We start from the raw sequence: 26,546 nt of genomic DNA, 5'->3' as shown, positions 1-26,546 counted from the left end.
GTTCCTACCTCTCCTTCGTGGATGAACAGCTCATCGGGTTCGTCCCAGCGGATGCGCCGACGGCCCGCACGCGGCGGGCCAGTTCGGCCGGGTCGGGCGCCTCCACCAGGCGGTGGTGGCCGAAGGCGTCGCGGGTCATCGCCCACCATTGGCCTGTGGAACGCCCCCACCAGGCCAGAACGCCCGGGAAGCGGCGGCCGAACTCGGCGGTGATGCGGGAGACCTCCGCAGGCGGCGGAACCATGGTGTTCACCGCCCGCCCTCCAGCGCGCGCCGGGCGAGGTTGCTGCGAATGATCAGGGCGGCGTCCACGATGTGGTTCGCCTCGGCGATCGGTTCGCCCCACGACGTCCAGAACCAGAGCCGTCCGCCGTCTTTGCGGCGCGGACCGCAGGTGATCGTGTCGGCCGCGTTGGCCGAGCAACATCCGGTGATATCCCGATTGATCACCTTGAGGCCGCGCTTGGTGCGTTCGACTTTGAGGCCCTGGCCGAGCAAGTATCCGGCCAGGGCCTCAAGCGGATCGGGATTCGTCGTAGCATCGGTCATAGGTCGGACCACTTTCCGGCCGAGGCCCCGGGTCCCCTGGTGTTCGCCCACCAGGCCGGGGCCGCTTTCCTTTTCACCGGCTATGCAAGCGGTCTCCGGGTTACCTTGGAAGACGTTGAGCGTTGTCAGCCCCGCGTTGTCCGCTGTCCCTCCGGCAAGAAATGCGGACACCGCCCCATTCAGGCGAAATGGTGGGTAGCAATGTCCTTCGGGGAAACCCTGCGCAGGCTGATCGCCGAGCGCGAGATCGGAGTTCGGGAACTGGCCAGGCGGGTTCCGTGCGACGCGGGACACCTGTCGAAGATCAGCCACGGCATCAAGAGACCGTCCGAGCAGCTCGCCTCACGCCTGGACGATCTTCTGGACGCCAACGGCGAACTCGTTGCCCTTTTCACAACAACATCGGACAATACTGGTCAAGCCACTGGCGCGGGTTCCGAGAAGACCCGTTTTCCCGACCGCGAGGAGGACGACGAAATGCAACGACGTCGGCTTTTGCAGTCTCTGATCACCCTCGGCGCCGCGTCCTCCCCGGCCGTCGAGGCGCTCCAGCACATCCGCGACGGCGTCGACCGCGCCATCGGACGCGACGAGGGCAGCCACCTGGACGACTGGGAAGAGACGGTCGCCGAGTACGGCTACAGCATCCTGCAGCTCCCGCCTCACCGGACCATCCCGGAACTGGCCGCCGATCTGGTGACGGTCCAGCGGGTGGCCTCCCGCCATGTGGGCGGGCGGCAGTACCCCGCGTGGTGCCGGGTGAACAGCAACCTCTCCATGCTCATGGCCAAGACGCTCGGCAGTGCCGGCCAGCCACGCCTGGCGCGTGACTGGTGGACCACCGCCGAGCACGCCGCCACCACCTCGGGCGACGCCGACCTGAGGGTCATGGTCACCGCCGAGCGCCTGATACAAGGCATGTACGAGGAGCGTCCGGCCGCCGTCATGCTGCGCAGGGCGGACGCGACCCTCGCCCGCGCGCCCCGCGCACCCGGTCGCGGAACCGCCCAGCTCCACACGGCCCGCACTCAACTGCTCGCCCTCCAGGGTGACGGCGCGGCGGCGGCAACCGCGCTGCGCACCGCTGAGGAGTACCTTCAGCAGCTCCCCGCCTCGGTGACCCGCAACAGCCCGTCGGTCTTCGCGTATGGCGAGGACCGCGTCCGCTACACCGAGGTATGGGCGCATGCCTACGTCGGCGGCAGCCTGGGCGAGCTGGAAGAGGCGGTGGAGCGCGCCCTGCACGCGCTACCCGACGACGAGCCTCCTCGGCGCCCCGCCCAGCTCCGCCTGCTGCATGCGGCCGGACTCGTGCGCGCCGGGGACGTCACCGAGGGCGTCAGGCACGCGCACGCCGTGTACGAGGCCCAGCCCGCCGACCAGCGGAGCACCATGGTGACCAGCCTGGCCAAGCAGGTGATGGAGGCCGTCCCGGAGGCTGGCCGCAAGCAGCCCGGCGTCGCCGCCTACGGCGAGCTGCTGGCTTCCGGTCCGCGCAGGTCGATGGCGTAGAGGTCGAACCACGGCTCGGTCTCGCCCTCTTGGCCGGGCACGCGGCCGACCTTCCTCCAGCCCCACCGCTGGTACATCTGCTGGTTCTCGTGCTCGTCCATCCCGGTCGCCAGCGTCGCGCGTTCTTCGGTTCGCCCTGTCAGCAACTCGTCCATGAGCCGACGGCCCAGGCCCCGGCCGCGGTACGCGCTGCGTACGGCCAGGTCGATCACGGCGAACGTCCGCTCCCCCGTCTCGGTGGTGAAGCCGTCCGGTGGGGGCGGCTCCAGGCCGTCCCACCAGGCGGAGCGGGTCAACGGCAGGCCGTAGACGAACCCGGCGAGGGCGCCCGCGTCCCGGGCCGTCACGGCCTCGAAGCCGCGGGCGGGGATCTGGTGACCCATCCGGGTCCGGTAGTCGTCGAGGTCGTATCGGGGGAACGCCTCGGCGTACACGCCTTCGATCTCGGCGAACCGCTCTTGCACCGCCGTACCGTCCAGGTGCTCCAGGTCCATCTCGCCATGAGAGCACACGGACCGCCGTCCGTCAGGCCGCGGCCGTTACCAGCCAGGCGGTGCCGGGAACCTGGACGCCGGTCGGGCCTGCGAAGGGGGTGAATGCCTGGGTCAGGGCTGTTCGGGCGGGTTCGGTCGCCTCCGGAGGCAGGTGATGGCGGACCGGGCCCCAGCCGCTGAGGAACTCGGCGGCGTCGGCGGGGTCGCGGCCCCAGAGTTGCGGGGCCTCTACGTGGGTCGCGGTGATGTTGCGGAAACCGGCTCTGGTCAGCAGCGCGTCGACGTGGGCCGGGTCGGCCAGGGATGTGGGGCCGGTGCGCGGCGGGCCGGTGACGGGGCCGGGGTGTGGGAGGAATGGCTTGAGGGCGTTCAGGACGGCGCCCAGGGCGGTGTCTGTGAGGTCGTCCATACACAGGAAGGCGAGTCTGCCGTTGCCGGTCAGGGCGCGGTGGACGTTGGTGAAGGCCGCGACCGGGTCGGCGAAGAACATGATGCCGAAGCGGCTGATCGCCACGTCGTAGGCGCCGTCGGGGAAGGGGTGGACCTGGGCGTCGCCCTGGTGGAAGGTCACGTTCGGTACGTCTTCCTGCTCGGCGCACGCGCGTGCTCGGGCGAGCATCGGGGCGGACAGGTCGACGCCGGTCGCCCGGCGGCCACGGCGGGCGGCGAGCCTGGTGACCTGGCCGTTGCCGCAGCCGATGTCGAGCACGCGGTCGCGGTCGCCGATCGCGGCCGCCTCCAGCAGCCGGTCGTTGAAGGCGCCGTTGAGGGTGTCGTAGCGGTCGTGGCGGGCGGCCCAGTGCTCGCCCTCGTACCCGTTCCAGGCGGCGGACTGGTCCACGTTGACGATCTCGGTCATGCCCGGCTCCTATATGAACATCGGTTCATGAACATGGGTTCATAATGACGGGCGTGGCTTCGTCCGTCAATGTCCGAAGGAGTACGGGGTCAGACCCAGCCCATTTCCCGGGCGGTGTGGACGGCGGCGACCCGGTTCGGCTCGCCCAGCTTGGCCATGGCGGAGGACAGGTAATTGCGGACGGTGCCCTCCGACAGGTGGAGGAGGGCGGCGATCCGGGCGGTCTCGGTACCGGCTCCGATGAGGCGGAGGATCTCGCGCTCGCGGGCGGTCAGCGGGTTGTCGCCCGCGGCCATGGCGCTGGCGGCCAGTTCGGCGTCCAGGTAGCGGCCGCCCGCGTGGACCTTGCGGATGGCGGCGGCCAGCTCCTCGGTGGGGGCGTCCTTGGCGACGAAGCCGCGGACGCCGGCGGCCATGGCGCGGCGCAGGTAGCCGGGGCGGCCGAAGCTGGTGAGGATGCAGACCGCGCAGCGGGCACCGGACTCGCTCAGCCGCTCGGCGACCGTCAGGCCGTCCGCGCCGGGCATGTCGATGTCCAGGACGGCCACGTCCGGCGCGTGCTCGGCGACCGCGGGCGCCACCTCGTCGCCGCGGCCCACCTCGGCGACCACCTCCAGGTCGGGCTCCAGGCCGAGCAGGGCGGCCACGGCGCCGCGGATGAGGTGCTCGTCGTCGGCGAGCAGGACGCGGATCATGGCTCCCCGATCGGGACGACCGCGCGGAGCAGGAACCCGTCGCGGTCGCGGTGCCCGGCGGTCAGGGTGCCGCCCAGCACCTCGACCCGCTCGGCCAGCCCGGCCAGGCCCGAGCCGGGCGCGCGGCGGGACGGGCGGGCGCCGTCGTTGCTCATCTCCAGCACCACGGAGTCACCATACGGCGCGATCGTGACGGCGCAGCGCCCCGCCTCGCTGTGCTTGATCACGTTGGTGGCGCCCTCGCGGATCACCCACGCCAGGACGGAGCGGACCTCCGGCGGCAGGTCGGCGGGCGGGTCGCCGATCTCGCAGCGCACGCCCGCGGCCTCCAGCACCGCCCGCACCCCGGCCAGTTCGGCGTCCAGCTCGACGGCGCGGTAGCCGCGGACGGCGGCGCGGACCTCCCGCAGCGCCTCGCGGGCCGCGTGCCGCACGTCGGCCATCTCGTCGCGGGCGCGGGCGGGGTCGGCCTCGGCCATCCGCATGGCCAGCTCGCTCTTCACCGCGATCAGCGACAGGCTGTGCCCGAGGAGGTCGTGCAGGTCGCGGGAGAAGCGCAGCCGCTCCTCGGTGACCGCCAGCCGGGCCTGGGCCTCCCGGGCGGCGTCGGCCTCCTGGTGGAGATCCCACATCCGCTGGTAGTAGCGGTTGACGTAGAACGTGCCCCAGAACAGGGCGGCGAAGAGGGCGAACAGGAAGAACGGCCGGTACCAGTGCCACTCCCCGTACAGCGAGGCGATGAGCGCCGCGACCGCCGCGCTGCCCAGGCAGAACGCGATCTTGCGGGAGCGGCCGCGCACCCACAGCGTGACGGTCGACACCCAGAAGACCGGCACCAGGCACCACATCGGATGGGTGATCATCATCAGGCTGAGCAGGAACGTCACCGCACCGCCGGCGACGAGGTCGCGGTTCGGCAGCCGCCCGGCCAGGCCCAGCCTGACCACCCTGGCGTAGTGCCAGATGAACACCGCCGTCCCGCCCGCGGCGGCGACCGTGAGCGGGAGGCCGATGTCGTCGTAGGACTGGCTCAGCGCCATCCCCGCGGGGATGAGCACGCCGACCACGGTGAGCAGGAACGTGCGGTAGATGATGCGGCGGTAGCTCTCCAGCCGTCCGGCCGCGCGCTCTTCCAGTTCGGCGGTCGTCGCCGCTCCCATCCGGCCCCCCTTCCGTCGTACGGTACCGGCTCAGGAGTGCCGGGGTTCCCAGCGGAACCAGCGGGCCGCCAGCATCCGGCCGATCGCCGCCCAGGCCAGCAGGATCGCGAACGGCCGCAGGCAGGCCCGCCAGGCCTCGGCGAAGCCCAGGTCGGGGTGGGCGGCGCCGTACACGGTGAAGTCCTGGCCGAAGTAGGCGGTGCGGACGATCTCGACGACCGGGGTCAGCGGCAGCAGCCGGCACGCCTCCAGCACCGCCTCGGGAGCGTCGTCCAGCGGCACCATCACCCCGGCGCCGGCCATGCAGCCGAACAGGACCGGCAGGACGGTCAGCTGGGCGAGTTCGGCGGTCGGGGTGAGCCCGGAGACCGCGAACGCCAGCAGCGCGAAGATCACCGCCCCGGCCGCCAGCCCGGCCAGGAGCAGCAGCGGGTCGGCCGGGAACGCGCCGTCCAGCGCGGTGACCAGGAGCGCCAGCAGCAGGACGGCCTGGACGAGGTACATCCCGGCGGCGGTGAGGACGCTGCCGCCGAGGATCTCCACGTCGCTCAGCGCGGTGCCGCGCAGCCGCTTGAGGGTGAGGTCCTCGCGCCGGGCGGTGAAGACGCTCGTCAGGTGCATGAACACCACGAGGATCAGGAAGAAGCCGAGATGGCCGGTGCCCTGGAAGACGGCGCCGTCGATCCCGCCGATGTCCTGGCCGCGCGCGGGCAGCAGCAGGCCCGCGAACAGCAGCGGCATGCCGATGACGGTGAACAGCGCGGTCCGGTTGCGCCACAGGAGGGTGGCGTCGAGCCGGGCGATCCGCAGCAGGTTTCCGGGACGGACCGGGCCGGCGCTCCGGAGCGTGGCGGCGTCCCGGGGCATTCCGGTGAGCAGGTTCATCACGCGGCCTTCCCTTCGGCGGTGCGCAGGAACACGTCTTCGAGCGAGGCGCTGCGGGCCTGGAGGCCCTCCAGGACGAGGGCGTGGCCGTCCGCCCAGCGCAGCAGCTCGTGCAGGGCGGGCTGGAGGCCGCCGGGCCCGATGCCGTAGGCGGCGACGGTCCGCCCGGAGTCGACGGAGATCGCGGCGGCCGCGCCGCCCAGCACGGGCAGGTCGGCGACCTGGAGCCGGTCGGGCACCGCGAAGCTGATCCGGTCGCCGTGGCCCGCGACGACCTCGGCGACGGTGCCGGTGACCTCGATCCGGCCGCGGTGCATGATCGCCAGCCGGTCGGCGAGGTGCTCGGCCTCCTCCAGGTAGTGGGTGGTGAGGACGACGGTGGTGCCGCCGGCGACCACGTCCCGCACGGTCCGCCAGGTGGCGCGGCGGGCCTCGGGGTCCATGCCGGTGGTCGGCTCGTCCAGGAAGAGCACGCGGGGGCGGCCGAGGAGGGCCAGGGCCAGGTCGAGGCGGCGTTTCTGGCCGCCCGACAGCTGCCGCGTGCGCACCTTGGCCTTGGCGCGCAGGCCGGCGAGGTCGAGGGCCTCGTCGCGGGGCCGTGCTCCGGGGGTGAAGCCGCGCCAGTGGTCGACGGTCTCGGCGACGGTGAGGTCGGCGAAGAACCCGGCCTCCTGGAGCATGATGCCCAGGTGCGGCCGGACGGCGCGGCGGTCGCGGTGCGGGTCGCGTCCCAGCACCCGGACCGTTCCGGCGTGCGCCGGGGTGAAGCCTTCGAGGGTCTCCAGCGTGGTGGTCTTGCCGGCGCCGTTGGTGCCGAGGAGGGCGTACAGCTCGCCCTCCCCGACCTCGAACGAGATGCCCGCGACGGCCTCGAAGTCGCCGTAGCGGCGGCGCAGGCCGTCGACGTGGATCGGGGGGTCGTTGTGCATGTGTCCAGGGTCGCGGGCGCGGTCCCGGCCGGGTAGAAGCCGCTGTCACCGGTCGGGGACGCGCCTGTCAGGCGGACGGCATGACACCTGTCACGTCGTGCGGTCGCCGGGGCGGCGGAAGTCGACCTCCTCGGGGTCGCGGCCGGGCCAGCGCAGCAGGGTCGGCGCGGGCGGGGTCTCGGCGACGATCCGGCCGCGCGCGACGACGTGCGAGGGGCGGGTCTGGCGGCGGACGGCGTCGTACGGCGACTCGGCGGGCAGCACCACCAGGTTCGCCGGGCGGCCCTCCGCCAGGCCGTACCCGTCGCCGAGCCGCAGCACCCGGGCGGCCCGCTCGGTGACCATCGCGAACGCCTCGTCGATCTCGGCGGGCCCGGTGAGCTGGGCCGCGGCGATCCCGGTCAGGGCGACCTGGAGCGGGAAGGCCGTGCCGAGCGGGAACCACGGGTCCATGACGTCGTCGTGCCCGAACGCGACGTTCACCCCGGCGCCCAGCATCTCCTTGACCTGGGTGACGCCGCGCCGCCTGGGGTAGCCGTCGAACCGGCCCTGCAGGCACAGGTTGGCCATCGGGTTGCAGACCAGGTTGATCCCGGCGCGTGCCAGGATCCGCTGGAGCTTGTACGAGTAGGCCCCGTTGTAGGAGCCCATCGCCGTCGTGTGCGAGGCGGTCGCCCGGTCCCGCAGGCCGCCGCGCCGGGCCAGCGTCGCCAGCACCTCCACGAACCGGGACTGCTCGTCGTCGATCTCGTCGCAGTGCGCGTCCAGCAGCAGCCCGTGCCGCTGCGCGACGTCGAAGGCGATCTCCAGCGAGCGGACCCCGTCCTCGCGGGTGTCCTCGAAGTGCGGGATGGCGCCGATCGCGTCGACGCCGCGCCGGGCGGCCTCCTCCAGCAGCTCCGCGCCGTCGGCGAAGGAGACGATCCCCTCCTGCGGGAACGCGACGAGCTGCAGCGTGATCACGTCGGCGACCCGCTCGCGGACCTCCAGCATCGCGTCCAGGGCCACCAGGCCCGGATCGGTGACGTCGACGTGGCTGCGCACGTGCAGCACGCCGTTGGCCGCGTACCAGCGGAGCACCTCGGTAGCGCGGGCGATCACGTCGTCGCGGGTGAGGGTGCGCTTGCGCTCGCTCCAGACGGCGATGCCCTCCCACAGCGAGCCCGAGGCGTTCCAGCGCGGCTCCCCCGCGGTGAGGGCGGTGTCGAGGTGGACGTGCGGCTCGACGAACGGCGGGCTCACCAGCGCGCCCGCCGCGTCCAGGAGGACGCCGCCGGCGCCCAGGCCGGCCGGCAGGATCCGGCCGAGGCGCGCGCCGTCGATCTCGATGTCGTGCAGGCCGTCCCGGCCGGGCAGCCGGGCGTTGCGCAGCAGGTCCAAGGCGCTCTCCTCCGGGTCCGCGATCTTCACCCAGCCTACGGGCGGGTCCGCCACCGGACGAGGGCGTCGTCGCGCAGCGCGGCGAGTTCGGCGGCGCCGGGGTGGTGGCGCTCGGGGACGAAGCCGGGGACCGCGCCGGTGCGCTCCCCGGTGAAGGGGTCCCAGATCTCCAGCCCGTCCGCGCCGGCGGAGTAGAGGCGGCGGTCGTCGGCCAGGAGCGGGCGGCGCGGCCCGGCGAACCGGGTCACCTCCGCCCCGGTCCCGGCGTCGAAGATCTGCACGCCGTCGAGCAGGTAGAGGTCGTCCCGGCCGATGCCGGAGAGGGCCACCAGGGTGTCGGAGACCCAGCACATGGGCTCGTTCCAGGAGTAGTCGCGCCAGCACAGCCGCTGCCGGGACGGCCCGTCCTCCGACTCCCAGGGGTTGCCGTCCAGCCAGCGGCGCAGGTCCCACACCGCGGGCACGCCGACCGGGGCCCAGACCCAGCCGTCGTCGGCGATCCAGCGGCCGTCCGGGGAGACGTGCAGGGCGCCGTGGAAGTAGTCCAGGTGGTGCTCGGGGAACCGCTCGCCCTCCTTGGCCTCGGGGTGCTCGCGCCGGGTGAGGAGGGCCCCGGTGGCGGGGTCGGAGACGTCGAGGCGGTTCCAGTCGGTGCGGTGGACCACGACCTCCCGTCCCTGGTGCTCGGCGAACGCGAGCGAGAACGGCACGTGCTCGGTCCGGTGGTCGCCGCCGTTCAGGGTCATCATCACCTGCCCCGAACGCAGGTCGACCAGCGTCCCGCCGGTGCCGCGGTCGTGGACGACCGCCGCGAACCGGCCGCTGGGCGACACGTGCAGGCGGAGGCGGGGGCGCCGGTCCGGCTGCCTGTCCTCGCCCTTCTCCCTGCGCAGCGGAACCCTGGTCAGGGCCTCGTGCTCGCCGGACGCGGCGTCGAAGCGCACCAGGCGCCTGCGTTCGGTGAGGAACAGCCACACCGGGCCGCTCTCCCCCGCGATCGCCGCCCAGTCGAGCGGGTCGCGCAGGGCGCGCGGCAGCGGCGTGACGGTCAGCGCCGGATCGACGGGCTCGGGGCGCTCCAGGATCTCCGGCTCGCCGCGCCAGCCGACCATGCTGCGGTTGTCCTCGTCGGCGACCCGCTCCGCGCAGCCCTCGCACACCTGGATCAGCTCCGGGTCGCCGCCGGCCTGGTCGCAGTCCTCGCAGGCCATGTCGTACTCCAGGCCGCGGCCGGTGAGGAGCCGCACGTGGTCGACCTCGTCGCCGTCGGGGCCCAGCAGGTGCCGGCACATCCGGCTGGTGCTCGCGTAGGCCACGTGCCCGCACGGCAGAACGTCCATCGTCGCTCTCCCCAGCCCTGCTCAGCCGCCGAGGCGGGTCTTGACGACCTTGCCCATGGCGTTGCGCGGCAGGGCCTCCACCAGGTGGACGGTCCGGGGCCGCTTGTGCGCCGAGAGCCGCTCGGCGACGAAGTCGATCAGCGTGCGCTCGTCGGCCCCCGTCCCGGCGACCACGTAGGCGGTGACCTGCTCGCCGAGGTCGGGATGCGGGGTGCCGACCACGGCGGCCTCGCGGACGGCGGGATGGGCCAGCAGCGCGTTCTCCACCTCGCCCGCGCCGATCCGGTAGCCGCCGCTCTTGATGAGATCGGTGGACGCGCGGCCGACGATCCGGTGCCAGCCGTCCGGGCCGATCGTGGCGATGTCGCCGGTCCGGAACCACCCGTCGGCGGTGAACGACGCGGCGGTGGCCTCCGGGCGGTTCAGGTAGCCGCCGAACAGCATCGGGGCGCGCAGCTGCAGCTCGCCCGGCGTCTCGCCGTCGGCCGGGACGGGACCGCCGTCCTCGGCCGCCAGCCGGGTCTCCACGCCGGGCAGCGGGAGGCCCACGTACCCGGGCCGCCGTTCGCCGCCCGCGCGCGCGCTCACCGTGATCAGGGTCTCGGTCATCCCGTACCGCTCGACGGGGCGGTGGCCGGTGAGGTCGGCGAGGCGTTCGAACACCGGGACTGGCAGCGGGGCACTGCCCGAGACGAGCAACCGGGCCCCGCGCAGCGCGCGCGCCGCCTCGGGCTCCGCGCAGACCCGCGACCACACCGTCGGGACACCGAAGAACAGCGAACCGCCGTCGGCCTGCGCGGCCGCCGCGTACGCCTCCGCCTTGGGACGACCCGTGTGCACGAGGGGCGACCCCACGCGCAGCGCGCCGAGCACCCCGAGCACCAGCCCGTGCACGTGGAACAGCGGCAGCCCGTGGACGAGTACGTCGTCGGGCGTCCACTCCCACGCCGCGGCCAGCGCGTCCAAGCCCGCGGCGATCGCCGAGCGTGAAACGAGCACGCCCTTGGGCGCGCCCGTCGTACCGCTGGTGTAGAGGATCAGCGCGGTCGCGTCCCCGGGCGCCTCGTCCTTGACCGGGCCGCCGCGGCCCAGCTCGTCGACGGGCACCAGCGGCGGCTCGCCCTTCACCGGCTCGTACGCGCCGCGCGCGGCCAGCAGCAGGCCCGCACCCGAGTCGCCCAGGATGTGCGCGCGCTCGTCGGGCCCGGAGTCGGGCGGCAGCGGCACCACCGGCACCCCGGCCAGCAGCCCGCCGACCACCGCGACCACGGTCTCCACGCTCGCCGTGGCGTGCACCGCGACGGCCCCGGCGCCCGCGATCTCCGCGGCGACCCCGGCGGCCCGCTCCAGCAGCTCGGCGCGGGCCAGCCCGCGCTCCCCCACCCTGATCGACTGGTCCTCGCGCGGCCCGTCCGCACCCAGCAGGTCCCTCACGCGTCCCCCTCGTCCGGCCACGCTGACATTGTCCTCTCCGGGAACGCCCGGCCCGGTCACGCCGTTTCCTCCGGCAGTATGCCTTTCGTGCCAGAGCCGAGCATGACGTATCCAGGACTGGCCACGCGCCTGCTCGCGCGGCCTCCGTCCTGCGGGCCCGTCCGGGTGGCCGCCGTGGACGGGCCCAGCGGCGCGGGCAAGTCCACCTTCGCGACGCTGCTGGCCGCCGCCCTGGAGGACGCGGGCACCCCGGCGCCGCTCGTGCGGTCCGACGACTTCCGGGTGCCGTGGGACGCCGACCCGCTCACCTGGTGGGCGCCCCTCACCGAGGCCGTCCTGGCGCCCCTGGCCGCCGGACGGCCCGGCACGCTGCGCCGCTACGACTGGCACCGGGACGCCTACGGCCCCGAGGAGGAGATCCCGCCCGCGCCCGTCCTGATCGTCGAGGGCGTGGGGGCCGCCTGGCGGGAGTCGCCCGCCGCGTACCGGATCTGGATCGACGCCCCGCGCGCCCTGCGCCGCGCCCGCGTCCTGGAACGCGACGGCGCCGAGTACGCCGCCGCCTGGGACGCCTGGTCCGCCCGCGAGCACCGCCACTTCACCGCCGACGGCACCCTCGCCCGCGCCGACCTGCGCGTGGACGGCGCCTCCGTCAAGGCCCGCGTCCTCACGGGAGGCTGACGCTCAGCGCTCCAGGTCGTCGACGTCCGCGCTGGTCCGCCCGCCGCTGAGCAGCGGGAACCCCGGCCCCCGGTCGAAGAACAACGGCTCGCCCCGCTCCTCCCGGAGCCGGTCGCGCAGAGCACGGGTGGCCTCCTCGTCGGGGACACCGCCGCTGAGGACGACGCCGTAGTCGTCGCGTGCCCCCTCGGCCGACACCTTGCCGTCCCGGACGTCGGCGGCGACCCGCGCCGGATCGCGGTCCAGCGGGTCGCCCCAGCCACCGCCGCCCGTCGTGCGGATCCGGATCACCTGCCCCGCCCGCACCGGCCGGTCGTCGACCAGCCCCTCCATCTCCTCGCCGTCGATGTCCACGCGGAACGGCGCCCCCGCGCGGCCCCCGTTCACCCCCCAGCACGACAGGATCGACCGGTCGGCGATCGACATGTAGTGCGCGTCCCGCAGCATCCGCAGGTGCTTGTCGTACCCGAGGCCGCCGCGGAACTCCCCCGGACCGCCCGAATCGGTCGCCAGCCCGAGCCGCTCCACCACGAACGGCCAGCGGGCCTCCGCGAACTCGGCCGGGATGTTCCGCGAATCGGGCACCACGTGGATGGTGTCCTCGCCGTCGGCGTAGTGCCGCCCGCCCGACCCGCCGCCCAGCACCTCCCGCATCAGGTACGGGCCGCGGTCGTCCTCGCCGTACACGCCCGTGTACCGGATGGTCTCCTGGTCGGCCGGCATCCGCCCCCCGGTGGCCTTGGCCAGCACCCCCGCCAGCACGCCCAGCAGCCGCAGGATCACGAACGTCCGCGCGTTCGTCGGCGCCGGGAACACCGGGGTCAGCAGCGTGCCCTTCTCCGGGAACCGCATCTCGATCAGCGGCACCACGCCCTCGTTGACGTCCAGCTCCGCCGCCCGCTCGGGCGTGTCCGCCAGGTTCCGCAGCACGGGCGCCAGCCACTTCTTCAGGAACACCCCGTCGGCGTAGTCGCCCGCGTGGTTGATCGGCCCCTTCGCCTGCGGGGACGTCCCGGTGAAGTCGATGACCAGCGGCACCTCGGCCGCGTTGTCGACCGTCAGGGTGATCCGCTGCGCGTGCAGCCGGGGCGGGTCGACGCCGTCGTGCTCGGCGTAGTCCTCCCACACGTAGGTGCCGTCGGGGATCTTCGCGAGCAGCTCGCGGCGGAACGTCTCGGTCGTCTTGCCGATGATCGCGTCGAAGCACTCCTCCACCGCCGCCCGGCCGTACCGGGCGAACAGCTCCGCCAGCCGCCGCGCCCCCATCAGGCACGCCGAGCACTCCGCGTCCAGGTCCCCGGCCAGCGAGTCGGGCATCCGCGAGTTGCGCGTCATGATCCGCAGCGCCGCCTCGTTCGGCACCCCCTGGTCCCACAGCTTGATCGGGGGCACCATCAGCCCCTCCTCGAACGCGCTGCGCGCATGACTGGGCATCGACCCCGGCACCGCCCCGCCGATGTCGTCGTGATGCCCGAACGCCTGCACGAACGCCACGACCTCCCCCTCATGGAAGACCGGGACCGTCACGCACAGATCGGGCAGATGCCCGATGCCGCCCTCGGACAGGTACACGTCGTTGTGGAAGAACACGTCCCCCGGCCGCATCCTCTCCAGCGGGAAGTCCCGCGCGATCGGATGCACCAGCGCCGAGTACGACCGCCCCGTCAGCTTCCGCAGCCGCCGGTCGTGGATGCCCGCCCGGAAGTCGTGCGCGTCCCGGATCATCGGAGACCGCGCCGTCCGCGCGATCGCCGTCTCCACCTCCCGCTCGACCGACGCCAGCGTCCCCTCGACGATCTCCAGCAGGATCGGATCCGTCATCGGGTCACCGTCAGGTTGCCGTAGGGGTCCATCTCGGCGCGGAAGCCGGGGTGGAGGGGGAGGGTGGAGCCGAACTCCTGGATGATCGCGGGTCCCTCGACCACGTCGCCGGGGGCCAGGCGGGCGCGTTCGTAGACGGGCGTGTCCGTCCAGCCCTCGCCGAAGTGGACCGGGCGCGAGGACGCCAGGGCGCGGGACGGGTCCTTGTCGCCGGGCGGGCGCTCCCTCAGCCGGGGACGCTCGATGGGGCCGATGCCCGAGACGCGGTAGTTGACCCACTCGACCGGGTGCCGCCCCGGGTCGTCTCGGTAGCAGTAGCCGTACAAAGCCTCGTGGGCGTCGTGGAAGCGGCGGACGACCTCGGCGCGGAACCCGGCCGAGCCCGCCGGGCCGTCCGGGACGGCGACCCGCACCTCGAACGCCTGGCCGTAGTAGCGCAGGTCGGCCGTGCGCGCGAAGCGGCGCCGGCCGGGCGGGAAGCCCTCGCGGTCGAGGGCCGCGGCGGCCTCGGACTCCAGGGCGGCGAACGCGTCCGCGAGGACGCCCGGGTCCAGTTCGGTGTCGCGCATGACGCGGGTGCGCACGTAGTCGTTCTTGACGTCCACCGTGAGCAGCCCGAACGCCGACACGTTGCCCGGGTTCTCCGGGACGACCGCGGCGGGCAGCCCGAGCACGTCCAGCAGGCGGCAGGCCAGCAGCGGGCCCGAGCCGCCGAACGCGACGAGGGGGTAGTCGCGCACGTCCAGGCCGCGCTTGACGGTGATCTGCCGGATCGCGTTGGCCTGGTTCCAGGCGGAGATCTCCAGGATGCCGGTGGCGGCGCGTTCCAGGGTGAGCCCGAGCCGTCCGGCGAGTTCTTCCAGGCCCGCGCGGGCGGCGTCCACGTTCAGGGGGATCTCGCCGCCGAGCAGGTGGGGCGGGATGCGGCCGAGGACGGCGTGCGCGTCGGTGACGGTGGGCTCGGCGCCGCCGCGGCCGTAGCAGAGCGGGCCCGGGTCGGCGCCGGCGCTGCGCGGGCCGACCTTCATCGTGCCCTCCGGCGACACCCAGGCGACCGAGCCGCCGCCCGCGCCCACCGTCACGATGTCGATCATCGGGATCTTGACCGGGTGGCGGCCGATGGACCCCTCGGTGGTCAGCGTGGGCTCGCCGTCCAGGACCACCGCCACGTCGGTGGAGGTGCCGCCGCCGTCCAGGGTCACCACCGAGCCGCGCCCGGTGCGGGCCGCGACGAAGGCGGCGCCGAGCGCGCCCGCCGCCGGGCCCGACAGGACGGTGGTGATCGGCTGGTGCGCCACCTCCTCGGCCGACAGCACCCCGCCGTTGCTCTTCATCACGTGCAGCGGCGCGGGCGCCCGCTCGGCGATCCGCCGCAGGTAGCGGGACATGACCGGTTTGACCGCCGCGTCCACGAGGGTCGTCACCGAGCGCTCGTACTCGCGGTACTCGCGCAGCACCTCGCACGACAACGAGACGACCGCGTCCGGGTGCTCGCGGCGCAGCACCTCGCGCATCGCCAGCTCGTGCGAGGGGTCGGCGTAGGAGTGCAGGAAGCACACGCCGATCGCGTCGATGCCCTCGTCCCGGAACCAGCGCGCCGCCGCGACCGCCGACTCCTCGTCGAACGGCCGCAGCTCGGCCCCGGTGTGGTCGAGGCGGCCGCCGACCGTGCGGACCCGGTGCACCGGGACGATCCGCGGCGGCTTGACCCAGAAGTAGGAGTTGCCGTAGCCGTCCGGGACGCTCTGCCGCGCGATCTCCAGCACCTGCTCGAAGCCCTCGGTGGTGACGAACCCCAGGTCCTCGATCCGGTCCTCCAGCAGCCGGTTGGTCGCCACCGTCGTCCCGTGCGACAGCCCGGACGCCGCTCCGCCGCCGGCCGCCTCCAGCACCTTGGCCGCGGCGGTCAGGAAGCCCTCGGCGGGATCGGCCGGGGTGGACGGCGTCTTGGTCGTGACGATCTCCCCGGTGTCCTCGTCCAGCGCCACGACGTCGGTGAACGTCCCGCCCGTGTCGATCCCGATGCGCAGCCGTCGCCCCATGCCCTGAGGTCTACCGGACGCGGCCCCCCGCGCGAACCGTCGCAATATGCCAATCAGCGGGTCCTTCTTTGGCGAGTCGCGTCGGGCACTAGGCTGGGCGCGTTCTTTTCCACGAAACCACTGATGAGACCGCTGGAGCCCGCCGATGGCGCTTGAACGGCCCGAGATCGACTTCCCCGAGGGGCAGCCGCCCGCCTACCTCGACATCACCGACATCACCGAGGGCGACGGCGCCGAGGCGGCCAAGGGCGACACGGTGCAGATGCACTACGTCGGCGTGTCCTTCTCCACGGGCGAGGAGTTCGACGCCTCGTGGAACCGCGGGAGCACCTTCGAGTTCTCGCTCGGCGGCGGCCAGGTCATCAAGGGCTGGGACATGGGCATCGTCGGCATGAAGGTCGGCGGCCGGCGCAAGCTGGTCATCCCGCCGCACCTGGCCTACGGCAACCGCAGCCCCAGCCCGGCGATCAAGCCCGGCGAGACCCTGATCTTCGTCGTCGACCTGGTCGCGATCGGCTGACCCCGCCGCGCGGCTCAGTGCGGGAAGGACGTCTCGGCCGGGGCGACCAGGTCGGCGGCGTGCTTCTCGTACAGGGCCAGGTTGCGCTCGGCGAGATGGTCGAAGCCGTGCCGCACCGACGACCCCGGGGTGAGCGAGCCCATCGCCGCCTCGGGGTCGAGCCGGGCCGCGGCCCAGCCCTCGTGGGTGGCCGCCCGCGCCACCACCTCGGCCACCGGCGACACGATCATCGAGTTGCCGAAGTAGAGCGTGCCCCCCGGATCGGCGCCCACCGCGTTGGCGCCGACCACGTACACGTGCTCGTCGTAGGCGCGGGCCCGGCAGGTCAGCTCCCAGATGTCGGCCGAGCGCAGCAGCGCCGACGGGCGGCAGACCAGCTCGGCGCCGCGCACCGCCTGGATCCGCCACAGCTCGGGGAAGTCCCCGTCGAAGCAGATCGCCATGCCGATGCGGCCGAGGTCGGTGGGGACGACGCAGACCTCCGTGCCGGCGGTGGCCCAGCCGCCGTGCCGGGAGTCCTCGACGCGGAACGGGTGCGTCTTGCGGTAGACGCCGAGCACCGAGCCGTCCGGCCCGATCAGGACGGCCGAGTTGTAGACGGTCGCCGGGTCGGGGCCGCGCTCGTAGGTGCCCAGGCACAGGTGGACGCCCAGCTCGCGCGCCGTCTCCTGGAACGGCTCGGTCACCGGCCCGGGGATCTGCGAGACCACCTCCCACAGCCCCTCCGCGGGAAGGCCGGGGACGAACCCGGTGGTGCAGGTCTCGGGCAGCACGACCAGTTCGGCGCCGGTCTGCTCGACGCAGCGCCGCGTCCAGGTCGTGGCCTTGTCGATGTTCGCCCGGACGGAGTCGCGCGTGAGCGGCCCGGGAGCCGGGGCGATCTGTACGGCGGCGGCGGTGAACGCTCTCATGGGTGCCTCCTGGTGCGACGTCCCAGGACATACCCGATGACGACGCCCGCCAGTGCCACCGCGCCGCCCGCACCGAACGCGGCCAGCGTCGCGCCGGAGCCGGGGGCCGCCGCGGCCGCCCCGCCCATGTAGACCGCCCCGGGCCGCGCGGGTTCAAGTGCCGGAGGGGCCTCCTGAGCCGCCTGCGTCCGCGCGGCGGGCATCGGGACGACCTCGGCCTCCTCCGCGCCGGCCGGTACCGCGACGCCCAGGGACCGCTCGACCGCCGCGAAGAACTCCCCCGCCGTCTTCTTCGCCACCGAGCCGAGCATCCGCTGCCCGACCCCGCCGATCATGCCGCCGACGACCGCGTCCGCGTCGTAGTCGACGCGGGTGCCGTCCTCGCCCGCCGACAGCCGCACCAGGACCGTGGCGTCGACCGTCCCCGGCGCGCCCTGGCCCCTGGCGCGCAGCACGAACGAGCGCGGCGGGTCGGGGTCGGCGAGCTCGACGCTGCCGACGTAGGTGCCCTTGACGGACGCGACCCCGGCGGTGACCGTCATCCTGTACGCGTCCCGTCCGGTGGCCTCCAGGGAATGGCAGCCAGGGATCGTCCGGGCCAGCACCGCCGGGTCCTGCAACGCGTCCCACACCCGCGGGAGGGGAGCCGCGATGGTGGCGCTACCGGTGACCTTCATGTCCCGACCTTAGAGAACCCGCGGCGGGCTCCGTACGGCAACTTGTGCCGAGCACACGCCGAAGGTTGGTCAGATACACCCCGTTCGGTCCGGGGACGTACAGAATGTCCCCTGGAGATCATCCAGAATGTCCCCTGGAGATCATCGCTCGGCGGACGCGAACCCTCCCGGGGCTTCGCGCGTCAACCGAAGCGACGGCCCTGAATCGGACCGGGCCCGGAGCGGGCCCGCGGCGGACGGAGAGCGCGGCTGATGCTAGGGAAGATGCCCGTGGTCGCCACGGTGGCGGCAGGCGTGATCGGCGTCGGGGCGGGCGCCTGGCCGACCGTGCGCGGGTCGACGTCCGGTGACGAGGGCCCCTCGGTGCGGACGCAGCTCACCGGCGCGCTGGCGGACCAGCAGTGGGCCAAGCCCAAGCCGGGGTCGTGGACGCCGCCCAAGCCCGCGCCGGACGGCCTGCCGCCGGTGATCCGCAGCATCGGCACGCAGGACAAGGTGGTCTTCCTGACCATCGACGACGGCTACGAGTACGATCCCGAGTTCGTCGACCTGGTGCGCAAGGAGCGCGTGCCGATCATGACGTTCCTGACCTCCCAGTACGTGAAGGGGCAGGGGCAGTACTTCTGGGCGCTGCGCAACGCCGGGTCCCAGATGGAGAACCACACGGTGCAGCACCTCAACATGGCGATGCAGCCGCCGGAGAAGCAGAAGAAGGAGATCTGCGACGCCTCCGACACCATCGCCAAGCAGTACGGGCGGCGCCCGCAGATCTTCCGGCCGCCGTTCGGGAGCATGAACGAGAGCACCCGCAAGATGGCCAAGGAGTGCGGGATCAAGTCGATCCTGATGTGGTCGGCGGAGTTCTACAACGGCACCTCCGGACCGGGCGTCGGCTTCAACGGCTTCGCGCGCGGCGACGGCTCCGGCAAGAACTTCCGTCCGGGCGACATCGTCCTGATGCACTACCGCAAGGGGCTGGCCGAGCAGTTCAAGATGATCCTGGGCTGGATCCGCCAGCAGGGCTTCCGTCCCGCGGCGGTGGAGAACTACCTGCCCAAGTCGCTGGGCGGCAACGCCCCCGACCAGCCCGCTCCCGGGCAGACCGCGGGCGTGCCGTAAGGCCCGTCACGCCGGTGGGGCGAAGGCGCGCAGGAAGGTGTCGGCGGCGGCCGCGGTCACCGCGTCGAGTTCGCCGGCGGAGGCCGGCCGGGCGCCCATGCGGGTGCGCGCGTCCACCGGGCCGGTGAGCAGGGCGAGGAACTGCTCGGCGGCCACGACCGGGTCGAGCGGGCGCAGCCGTCCGGCCAGGGAGAGCCGGGCCAGCCGGTCGGCGACGGCCTCGGTGAGGCGGTCGGCCCCGTGGCCGCGCCCCATGTCGAGCAGCTCGGGGCACCAGGCGGCCTCGACCTGGGTCAGCCGCCGCAGCGCCCGGGCCCGTCCGTCGCAGTGGACGCGCAGCATCCGCCCGCCCACGTCCTCCAGCAGCGCGCGCAGGTCCTCCGCGTCGTCGGGACGGGCGGCGAGGTCCTCGACGGCGGCCAGGTGCTCGGCCAGCACCCGCTCGGAGGCGGCCGCCATCGCCTCGCGGAACAGCGTGGCCTTGTCGCTGAGGTGGTTGTAGACGGTCGGCTTGGCGACCCCCGCCTCCTTCGCGATCTCCTTCACGCAGGCCTGGGCGTAGCCCTGCCGGGCGAACACGGTGAACGCGGCGTCCAGGATCGCCTCGCGCTTGTCGATACGACCGCGTGAGGGGGTCGCCTGCCTCGTCGCGGACGGGGTTCTCGCAGCTGCCACGCCCCGCATCGTACCGTCGCGCGGCGCCGGTTTGAACCCACGGGTTCAGTGAAGTGGTTCCGGTGGTTGTGCATGGTCAGGAGAGCCCATTACTTTGAACCCATGAGTTCATTTTGGGAGGTCCATCCATGACCCGCGGACGCGACGCCCTCGATCCGGCGCTGCTGCGGCTGATCGGCGTGATCCTGCTCGGCGGGATGCTCGGCATCCTCAACAGCACGATGGCCGCCGTCGCCACCGGCACCCTGGCCGCCGAGTTCTCCGCCCCGCTGAGCACGATCGGCTGGGTGTCCACCGGCTTCCTGCTGGCGGTCACCGCCGCGATCCCGTTCACCACCTGGGCGGTCGACCGGTACGGCGGCAGGCGGCTGTGGCTGGCCGGGCTGGGGCTGTTCCTGGCCGGCTCGCTGGGGTCCGGCCTGGCCTGGGACACCGGGCCGCTGATCGCCTTCCGGATCGTCCAGGGGCTGGGCACCGGGATCCTCGACCCGCTGGTCCTGGTGCTGCTGGCGCGCGCCGCCGGCCCCGCCCGCGCGGGACGCGTGATGGGCCTGATGGGCGTGGTCCTGTCGCTCGGGCCGGTGCTCGGTCCGGTCGCGGGCGGGCTGATCCTGTCCGGGCTCGACTGGCGGTGGATGTTCCTGCTGAACGTGCCGCTGGGCCTGGTCGCCGTGCTGCTGGCCCTGCGCGTGCTGCCCGCCGACGCGCCGGGCAACGGCGACGGCGGGGCGGAGGGCCCGCGTCTGGACGTGCTCGGCCTGGCGCTGCTCGGCCCGGGTTTCGGCGTGCTGGTGCTGGCGATGACGCAGTCGGCGGAACGGGACGCGTTCGCCGTCTGGCCGGTGCTGGCGCCGCTCGCGGCCGGCGCCGCGCTGCTCGGCTGGTACGGGCTGCACGCGTCGCGCCCGCGCCGCGACCGGAGCCGGCCCCCGCTGATCGACCTGCGGCTGTTCACCAGCGTGGGTTTCTCGGCGAGCGTGGCGACCATGACGCTGGTCGGGCTGGCCACGTACGCGGCCCTGTTCGCGCTGCCGCTGTACTACCAGCAGGCGCACGGGCACGGCGTGCTGGCGGCCGGGCTGCTGCTGGCCCCGTTCGGGGCGGGCTCGGCCGTGGCGATGCCGCTGGCCGGGCGGCTCAGCGACCGCATCGGCTCGCGGGGCCTGGCCCTCGGCGGCGCGGTCGCGGCCCTGCTCGCCGCGCTCGCCCTCACCCGGGTCGGGGCGGGTACGGGCGAGGCGTGGCCGGCGGTCGCCTCGCTGGTGCTGGGGCTGGGCCTCGGCTTCGTCGGCGCGCCCACGATGGGGTCGATGTACCGCACCCTGCCGCCGCCGCTGGTGCCGCAGGGCAGCTCGGTGCTCTACATGCTCAACCAGCTCGGCGCGTCGGTCGGCATCGCGGTCGTGACGCTCATCCTGCAGGCCGCCGGGCCCGGGGAGGTACTGGACGGCGTGCGCGGCGTCTTCTGGTTCGGGGCCGGGGCGACCGCCGCGATCCTCGCCGCGGGCTCGCTGCTGCCCGGCCGTCCCGCACCCGCCTCCGGTGATGTTCCAGGTCCGGTACGGCGCGCCTCCACGACTTCACGCTGAATTTGCTGTGTGGTTGGCTCCGGAGGGCCTCCTGTCAACGAGCGGCAGTTTGGGAGGCCCTCCTCCGCCCCTCCTCCGTGCGCAGCGCCACGTCGTCGCGGGCGCGCAGCCGCAGCCGGAACAGTTCGTCGGGCCCCATCGGCATCGCGGCGACGCGGATCCCCTCGGCGTCCTCGACCGCCGAGGCGATCACGGCCGACACCGGGATGACGCCCGCCTCGCCCGCGCCCTTGATGCCGAGCGGGTTGAGCGGCGAGGGCGTCTCCAGGTGCCCGGTCTCGATCCGGGGGATCTCCGTCGCGTACGGCATCAGGAAGTCCATGAACGAGGCGTTCAGCAGCTGGCCGGACTCGTCGTAGGCCATCCGCTCGTACAGCGCGCCCGCGACGCCCTGCGCCACTCCCCCGTGGATCTGCCCCTCCACGACCATCGGGTTGATGAGCCGCCCGCAGTCGTGCACGACCGCGTACCGCAGGATGCGGATCTCGGCGGTCTCCGGGTCGGTCTCGACGATCGCCGCGTGCGCCCCGGCCGCGAACGTCGACCGGACGGGCGAGTAGTAGTCGCGCCCCTCCAGGCCGGGCTCCTCGCCGCGCGGCACCGGCGGCCGGTCCGGCGGCGCGGCCGTGGCGAACTGGGTGGCGCGCCGCGCCTCCTCGTCGAAGGCGTACCGCAGCGGGTTGGACAGCACCGCCACCGTGCGCAGCGGGACGGCCGCCGACCGGTCGCCGCGGACGTGCACCACCCCGTCGGTGATCTCCAGGTCCTCCGGGTCGGCCTCCAGCGCCTCCCCGGCGATCCGCAGCGCCTTCTCCCGCACCTTGCGGCAGGCCAGCGCGATCGCGTTGCCGCTCATCACGGCGGCGCGGGAGGCGAAGGTGCCGACCGCGTACCCGAACCGGCGGGTGTCGCCGGTGGTGACCCGCACGTCGTCGATCGGCACGCCCAGCTCGGCGGCGGCGATCTGCGCGAACACGGTCTGGTGGCTCTGCCCCTGCGAGGTCAGCCCGGTCGAGACGTGCACCCGCCCGCCGGAGTCGATCTCCACGTGGCCGCCCTCGTACGGGCCGACGCCGGTGCCCTCGACGTAGCAGCCGAGCCCGATCCCGATCCGGCGGCCCGCCGCCTCCGCCTCGGCGCGCTCGCGCGCGAAGCCGTCCCAGCCGATCAGCTCCCTGACCTTGCGCAGCAGCTCCGGGTAGTCGCCCGAGTCGTAGATCAGCGGGCGGCCGTCCTGGAACGTCAGGCCCTGGTCGTAGGGGAACTCGTCGGGCTGGATGAGGTTGGCCTCCCGCACCTCCGCGCGGTCGCGGCCCAGATGGCCGGCGATGCGGTCCATCGTCCGCTCCATGCAGAACACGCCCTGCGGGCGGCCCGCGCCGCGGTACGGGGTGACGATGAGGGTGTTGGTGTAGAGGCTGAGCACCTCGGCCCGGTAGGCGCCCAGCTTGTACGGGCCGAGCAGCTGCGTGGACGAGATGATCGGGATGATGATCCCGTACGGGGTGTAGGCGCCGTGGTCGTGCAGGATCCGCACGTCCATGCCCAGCACCCGGCCCGCGTCGTCGAACCCGACCCGGACCCGCTGCACCTGGCCGCGCTCGTGCGCCGCCGCCACGAAGTGCTCGCGCCGGTCCTCGGTCCACTTGACCTCACGGCCCAGCAGCCGGGCCGCCCACGGGACCAGGATCTCCTCCGGCCACGGGTGGACGATCTTGACGCCGAAGCCGCCGCCGACGTCGGGCGCGATCACCTCGACCTTCGCCGGGGCCAGTCCGAGCTTGGCGGCGACGGCGGCGCGCACGCTGGTGGACGCCTGGGTGGAGGAGTAGACGCGCAGCGACTCGTCGTCGGGGTCCCAGCGCGCGTAGACCCCGCGGCCCTCCAGCGGCATCGACGCGCTGCGCTCGATGTCGAGCCGGAACTCCAGGACGTGCGGGGCCGCCTCGATGGCCGCGTCCACGTCCCCCACCTCCTGGTGCAGGACGGCGCCCACGTTGCCCGGGACGTCGTCGTGCACGAGGTGCTCGGCCCGTTCCGCGGCCTCGATGCCGACGACGACGGGCAGCGGCTCGTACTCGACGCGGATCCGCTCGGCGGCGTCCTCGGCCAGGTAGCGGTCCTGGGCGACCACCATGACGACGGGCTCGCCCACGTGCCGGACGACCTCGCGCGCGAGCGGATGGCCCGTCCGGCCGTGGGTGAGGGCGGGGTGCGGGATGAGCAGCGGCAGCGGCTCGCCCACTCGCCCGGGAAGGTCCTCCCAGGTGTAGACGGCGACGAGGCCGTCCACGTCCAGCGCCCCGGACACGTCGATGTCGACCACGCGGGCGTGCGCGTGCGGCGAGCGCACGAACGCCGCCGCGAGGGCGCGGTGGCCGAGATCGTCCAGGAACCGCCCCTGGCCCGTGAGCAGCCGCGGGTCCTCCCGCCGCTCCACCGGCTCGCCGAACCCCATCAGGACTCCTCCAGCAGCTCGGCGGCGCGGTGCACGGCCTTGACGATGTTCTGGTAGCCGGTGCAGCGGCACAGGTTGCCCGAGATGCCCTCGACGACCTCCTCGTCGGTCGGCCGCGGCGTCTCGCGGAGCAGCGCGGTGACCGTGCAGAGGAAGCCCGGCGTGCAGAAGCCGCACTGGAGCCCGTGGCACTCCCGGAAGGCCCGCTGGACCGGCGACATCGCCCCGTCCGGCCCGGCCAGGCCCTCCACGGTGGTGATCTCGTGGCCGGCGGCCGTGACGGCGAACATCAGGCACGAGCGCACCGGGTCGCCGTCCAGCAGCACCGTGCAGCAGCCGCACACGCCGTGCTCGCAGCCCACGTGCGTGCCGGTGAGGCCCAGATCGTGCCGCAGCAGGTCCGACAGCAGCCGCCGCGCCGGAGCCCGCGCCGTGCGGTGCACCCCGTTGACGGTCAGCGCGATCTCGAACGTCTCCTCCATCAGCCCGGGTCCTCCCTGCTCAGCGCGTCCGCGGCGGCGGCGCGCAGGGCCCGGCCGGTGAGCACCCCGGCCAGGTGCCGCCGGTACTCGGCGCTCGCGTGCACGTCGCCGCCGGGGTCGAGCCGCTCGGCCGCGTACGCGGCGGCCTCGGCCCAGTCGCCGGTGCGCACGGCGGACGCGGCCGGCCCGGTCAGGTCCAGCACCACCGGGGTGCCGCCCACGCTCAGGTAGCCAGCGCGGGCCGCGGCCACCCGCAGGTCGTCGTCCAGCGTGACGACGGCGGCGACCCCGGCCAGCGCGTAGTCGCCGTGCCGCCGCGCCGTCTCGGTGAACGCGGTGCCGGTGAGCCGGGACGCGGCCGGGAAGAACGCCGACACCGCCAGCTCGTCCTCCCGCAGGGACGACTCCAGCGGCCCGGCGAAGAACCCGGCCGCCGGGATCGTGCGGCTCCCCCGCGCCGAGACGGCCTCCACGGTGCCGCCGAGGACGGCCAGGACGGCGGGCAGCTCGGCGGCCGGGTCGGCGTGCGCGAGGCTGCCGACGACCGTGCCGCGGTTGCGGATGACGGGATGGGCGACGTGCCGGAGCGCCTGCCGGAGCAGCGGCTGCGCCTCGGCCGCCGCGGCGTCGCGCTCGACCCGGGCGTGCCGGGCCAGCGCCCCGACCCGCACGCCCTCGGCGGTGGCGCGCACGGTGTCCAGCTCGGCCAGGCCGTTGATGTCGACCAGGCGGGCGGGGGCGGCCAGGCGCATGTTGAGCAGCGGGATGAGGCTCTGCCCGCCCGCCAGCACCTTGGCCTCCCCCTGGGCCAGGGCGTGCAGGGCCTCCTCCGTCGTGCGCGGGGCGCGGTACTCGAACGGCGGCGGCTTCACGGCCCGGCGTCGCCTCCCGTCCCGGCCGCCGGCGGCGAGGCCACCGCGGGAGCCGGCCCCGAGAGCCGGTTGGAGATCTGGCGGAGCAGGTGGTATCCCACCAGCACGACGATGGTGCCCAGCGCGATTCCCTCCAGCTTGAAGTCGTCGGTGATCTGCTGCACGACGGGGCCGATCGCCAGGATGATGCCCGCACCGGCCGGGACCATGTTGACCGGGTCGGCGAAGTCCACCCGGTTCTCGATCCAGATCTTGGCGCCGAGCAGGCCGATCATCCCGTACAGGATCACCGTGACGCCGCCCAGCACGCCGCCCGGGGTGGCCGCGACCAGCGCGCCGAACTTGGGGCACAGCCCGAACAGGATCGCGATCAGCGCCGCGATGTAGTACGCGGCGGTGGAGTAGATCCGGGTGGCGGCCATCACGCCGATGTTCTCGGCGTAGGTGGTGGTGGGCGAGCCGCCCACCGAGCTGGTGACCACGGTCCCGACACCGTCGGCGAAGATCGTCCGGCCGATCAGCGGGTCCAGGTCGGTGCGGGTCATCTCGCCGACCGCCTTGACGTGCCCGGTGTTCTCCGCGATCAGCGCGATCACGGCGGGCAGCACCAGCAGGATCGCCGACATCTTGAAGTCGGGCGCGTGCATCTGCGGCAGCCCGAACCAGGCGGCGTCCCCGACCGCCGAGAAGCTCACCCGGTCGTGCGGGAACGCGGTCGCCACGCAGTAGACGCCCTCCGGCCGGCACGCCTGCCCGGCCGCGTCCCGCAGGTTCTGCCCCGGCAGCACGGAGGTGATCGGCCCGGCGGCCAGGTCCAGCACCCACGACAGCGCGAACCCGAAGACCAGCCCGAGCAGGACCGCGATCCGGCCGAGGAACCCGCGGAACACCACCATGGCCAGGAACACGAACACCATGGTGATCAGCGCGACCCACCCGTCCTGCGGCCAGTAGGTGTCGGCCACCACGAACGCCAGCCCGAACCCGATCAGCATCACCACCGCGCCCGTCACCACGGGCGGGAACACCTGGTGGATGATCCGCGGGCCGAGCACGTGGATGATCACGCCGCACAGCGCCAGCACCGCGCCGGCGACCAGGATCGCCCCGGTCACCCAGGCGTCGGTCTGCGCGCTGTCGACCCCGGCCCGGATCGCGAACACCCCGCCCACGAACGAGGCGCTGGTGCCCAGGTAGCTGGGCACCTTCCCCTGCACGATCAGCAGGAACAGGATCGTGGCGACGCCCGACATCATCACCGCGAGGTTGGGGTCCAGCCCCATGACCAGCGGGAACACGAACGTGGCGCCGAACATGGCGATGACGTGCTGGGCGCCGATGCCCGCGGTGCGCGGCCACGACAGCCGCTCGTCCGGGGCCACGACCTCGCCGGGCGGGGGCGTCCTGCCGTCCCCGTGCACCTTCCAGCCGGTCGGTTTCCACCCTGTGGCCATCCGCGCCC

General features: G+C 73.7%; 25 protein-coding genes and 1 pseudogene. 6 read left to right on the top strand and 20 right to left on the bottom strand.

Annotated features, from left to right (window positions below):
- Window positions 1-4 precede the first annotated feature (4 nt).
- Together ACZ466_RS36800 and ACZ466_RS36795 are read right to left on the bottom strand one after the other, a co-directional pair.
- Window positions 5-253: a hypothetical protein gene (locus ACZ466_RS36800; RefSeq protein WP_378286239.1), complete on the bottom strand. Its 249-nt coding sequence runs from the start codon at window positions 251-253 to the stop codon at window positions 5-7.
- Window positions 250-843 (bottom strand): hypothetical protein, encoded by a 594-nt coding sequence (locus tag ACZ466_RS36795; RefSeq protein WP_464044072.1) that lies wholly within the window; start codon window positions 841-843, stop codon window positions 250-252. Before ACZ466_RS36795 ends, ACZ466_RS36800 begins: the two co-directional genes overlap by 4 nt.
- On the opposite strand from ACZ466_RS36795, the pseudogene ACZ466_RS36790 reads away from it, so the two are divergent.
- Both ACZ466_RS36790 and ACZ466_RS36785 read left to right on the top strand, forming a co-directional pair.
- A pseudogene (locus tag ACZ466_RS36790) lies at window positions 811-879 on the top strand (hypothetical protein); the annotation flags it as partial. The gene ACZ466_RS36795 and the pseudogene ACZ466_RS36790 sit on opposite strands and share 33 nt — an antisense overlap.
- A gap of 165 nt (window positions 880-1,044) precedes the next feature.
- Complete coding sequence (locus tag ACZ466_RS36785; protein WP_464044071.1) at window positions 1,045-2,061, top strand: hypothetical protein; 1,017 nt, start codon at window positions 1,045-1,047, stop codon at window positions 2,059-2,061.
- Here ACZ466_RS36785 and ACZ466_RS36780 read toward each other — a convergent pair.
- The 9 genes from ACZ466_RS36780 to ACZ466_RS36740 form a co-directional block, all read right to left on the bottom strand.
- Window positions 2,016-2,555 carry a GNAT family N-acetyltransferase gene (locus ACZ466_RS36780; protein ID WP_378286236.1) on the bottom strand — a complete coding sequence of 180 codons (540 nt, stop codon included), beginning with the start codon at window positions 2,553-2,555 and terminating at the stop codon, window positions 2,016-2,018. The genes ACZ466_RS36785 and ACZ466_RS36780 overlap by 46 nt on opposite strands.
- 31 nt (window positions 2,556-2,586) lie before the next feature.
- On the bottom strand, window positions 2,587-3,414 hold the full coding sequence (locus ACZ466_RS36775; protein ID WP_378286235.1) for a class I SAM-dependent methyltransferase: 828 nt from the start codon (window positions 3,412-3,414) through the stop codon (window positions 2,587-2,589).
- A gap of 89 nt (window positions 3,415-3,503) precedes the next feature.
- A complete protein-coding gene (locus ACZ466_RS36770; protein WP_378286234.1) occupies window positions 3,504-4,109 on the bottom strand; it encodes a response regulator transcription factor in 606 nt (201 codons plus the stop codon).
- Window positions 4,106-5,269, bottom strand: coding sequence for a sensor histidine kinase (locus ACZ466_RS36765; RefSeq protein WP_378286233.1), 1,164 nt, complete (start codon window positions 5,267-5,269; stop codon window positions 4,106-4,108). Before ACZ466_RS36765 ends, ACZ466_RS36770 begins: the two co-directional genes overlap by 4 nt.
- Window positions 5,270-5,299: 30 nt before the next feature.
- Window positions 5,300-6,154 carry an ABC transporter permease gene (locus tag ACZ466_RS36760; RefSeq protein ID WP_378286232.1) on the bottom strand — a complete coding sequence of 285 codons (855 nt, stop codon included), beginning with the start codon at window positions 6,152-6,154 and terminating at the stop codon, window positions 5,300-5,302.
- The gene (locus tag ACZ466_RS36755) at window positions 6,154-7,083 is read right to left on the bottom strand and encodes an ABC transporter ATP-binding protein (protein ID WP_378286231.1); all 930 of its coding nucleotides are present in this window, start codon (window positions 7,081-7,083) and stop codon (window positions 6,154-6,156) included. The genes ACZ466_RS36760 and ACZ466_RS36755 overlap by 1 nt, the downstream gene beginning before the upstream one ends.
- 90 nt (window positions 7,084-7,173) lie before the next feature.
- A complete protein-coding gene (gene codA, locus ACZ466_RS36750; RefSeq protein WP_378286229.1) occupies window positions 7,174-8,493 on the bottom strand; it encodes a cytosine deaminase in 1,320 nt (439 codons plus the stop codon).
- 5 nt (window positions 8,494-8,498) lie between these two features.
- Complete coding sequence (locus ACZ466_RS36745) at window positions 8,499-9,803, bottom strand: WD40 repeat domain-containing protein (protein ID WP_378286228.1); 1,305 nt, start codon at window positions 9,801-9,803, stop codon at window positions 8,499-8,501.
- Between the two features lie 21 nt (window positions 9,804-9,824).
- Window positions 9,825-11,228, bottom strand: a complete 1,404-nt coding sequence (locus tag ACZ466_RS36740; protein ID WP_378286280.1) for an acyl-CoA synthetase — start codon at window positions 11,226-11,228, stop codon at window positions 9,825-9,827.
- Between the two features lie 111 nt (window positions 11,229-11,339).
- Here ACZ466_RS36740 and ACZ466_RS36735 point away from each other — a divergent pair, with 111 nt between their 5' ends.
- Complete coding sequence (locus ACZ466_RS36735; protein WP_378286227.1) at window positions 11,340-11,918, top strand: uridine kinase family protein; 579 nt, start codon at window positions 11,340-11,342, stop codon at window positions 11,916-11,918.
- A 3-nt stretch (window positions 11,919-11,921) separates the two neighbouring features.
- On the opposite strand, the gene ACZ466_RS36730 is transcribed toward ACZ466_RS36735, so the two are convergent.
- Window positions 11,922-13,739, bottom strand: a complete 1,818-nt coding sequence (locus ACZ466_RS36730; RefSeq protein WP_378286226.1) for a hydantoinase B/oxoprolinase family protein — start codon at window positions 13,737-13,739, stop codon at window positions 11,922-11,924.
- Window positions 13,736-15,781 (bottom strand): hydantoinase/oxoprolinase family protein, encoded by a 2,046-nt coding sequence (locus tag ACZ466_RS36725; RefSeq protein ID WP_378286225.1) that lies wholly within the window; start codon window positions 15,779-15,781, stop codon window positions 13,736-13,738. The genes ACZ466_RS36730 and ACZ466_RS36725 overlap by 4 nt, the downstream gene beginning before the upstream one ends.
- A gap of 145 nt (window positions 15,782-15,926) precedes the next feature.
- Between ACZ466_RS36725 and ACZ466_RS36720 the strand changes: the two genes are divergently transcribed.
- Window positions 15,927-16,301: an FKBP-type peptidyl-prolyl cis-trans isomerase gene (locus ACZ466_RS36720; RefSeq protein WP_378286224.1), complete on the top strand. Its 375-nt coding sequence runs from the start codon at window positions 15,927-15,929 to the stop codon at window positions 16,299-16,301.
- 14 nt (window positions 16,302-16,315) lie between these two features.
- Here ACZ466_RS36720 and ACZ466_RS36715 read toward each other — a convergent pair whose 3' ends face one another.
- Both ACZ466_RS36715 and ACZ466_RS36710 read right to left on the bottom strand, forming a co-directional pair.
- A complete protein-coding gene (locus ACZ466_RS36715) occupies window positions 16,316-17,212 on the bottom strand; it encodes a carbon-nitrogen hydrolase family protein (protein ID WP_378286223.1) in 897 nt (298 codons plus the stop codon).
- Window positions 17,209-17,889 (bottom strand): SRPBCC family protein, encoded by a 681-nt coding sequence (locus tag ACZ466_RS36710; protein ID WP_378286222.1) that lies wholly within the window; start codon window positions 17,887-17,889, stop codon window positions 17,209-17,211. The genes ACZ466_RS36715 and ACZ466_RS36710 overlap by 4 nt, the downstream gene beginning before the upstream one ends.
- A gap of 264 nt (window positions 17,890-18,153) precedes the next feature.
- Here ACZ466_RS36710 and ACZ466_RS36705 point away from each other — a divergent pair, with 264 nt between their 5' ends.
- Window positions 18,154-19,008 (top strand): polysaccharide deacetylase family protein, encoded by an 855-nt coding sequence (locus ACZ466_RS36705; protein WP_378286221.1) that lies wholly within the window; start codon window positions 18,154-18,156, stop codon window positions 19,006-19,008.
- A 6-nt stretch (window positions 19,009-19,014) separates the two neighbouring features.
- On the opposite strand, the gene ACZ466_RS36700 is transcribed toward ACZ466_RS36705, so the two are convergent.
- Window positions 19,015-19,683: a TetR/AcrR family transcriptional regulator gene (locus ACZ466_RS36700; protein WP_378286220.1), complete on the bottom strand. Its 669-nt coding sequence runs from the start codon at window positions 19,681-19,683 to the stop codon at window positions 19,015-19,017.
- Window positions 19,684-19,811: 128 nt separating this feature from the next.
- On the opposite strand from ACZ466_RS36700, the gene ACZ466_RS36695 reads away from it, so the two are divergent.
- Window positions 19,812-21,272 carry a DHA2 family efflux MFS transporter permease subunit gene (locus tag ACZ466_RS36695; RefSeq protein ID WP_378286219.1) on the top strand — a complete coding sequence of 487 codons (1,461 nt, stop codon included), beginning with the start codon at window positions 19,812-19,814 and terminating at the stop codon, window positions 21,270-21,272.
- A 34-nt stretch (window positions 21,273-21,306) separates the two neighbouring features.
- On the opposite strand, the gene cutA is transcribed toward ACZ466_RS36695, so the two are convergent.
- From cutA to ACZ466_RS36675, 4 genes are read right to left on the bottom strand one after another with little or no spacing between them, the layout of a single operon-like run.
- A complete protein-coding gene (cutA, locus tag ACZ466_RS36690; protein ID WP_378286218.1) occupies window positions 21,307-23,730 on the bottom strand; it encodes an aerobic carbon-monoxide dehydrogenase large subunit in 2,424 nt (807 codons plus the stop codon).
- A complete protein-coding gene (locus tag ACZ466_RS36685; RefSeq protein ID WP_378286217.1) occupies window positions 23,730-24,212 on the bottom strand; it encodes a (2Fe-2S)-binding protein in 483 nt (160 codons plus the stop codon). Before ACZ466_RS36685 ends, cutA begins: the two co-directional genes overlap by 1 nt.
- Window positions 24,212-25,084 carry an FAD binding domain-containing protein gene (locus ACZ466_RS36680; protein WP_378286216.1) on the bottom strand — a complete coding sequence of 291 codons (873 nt, stop codon included), beginning with the start codon at window positions 25,082-25,084 and terminating at the stop codon, window positions 24,212-24,214. Before ACZ466_RS36680 ends, ACZ466_RS36685 begins: the two co-directional genes overlap by 1 nt.
- Window positions 25,081-26,538 (bottom strand): uracil-xanthine permease family protein, encoded by a 1,458-nt coding sequence (locus ACZ466_RS36675; protein ID WP_378286215.1) that lies wholly within the window; start codon window positions 26,536-26,538, stop codon window positions 25,081-25,083. Before ACZ466_RS36675 ends, ACZ466_RS36680 begins: the two co-directional genes overlap by 4 nt.
- Between the last annotated feature and the right edge of the window lie 8 nt (window positions 26,539-26,546).

It is taken from the genome of Actinomadura rugatobispora, assembly GCF_055379765.1.
This window is presented reverse-complemented; position numbering and strand designations above follow the sequence as displayed.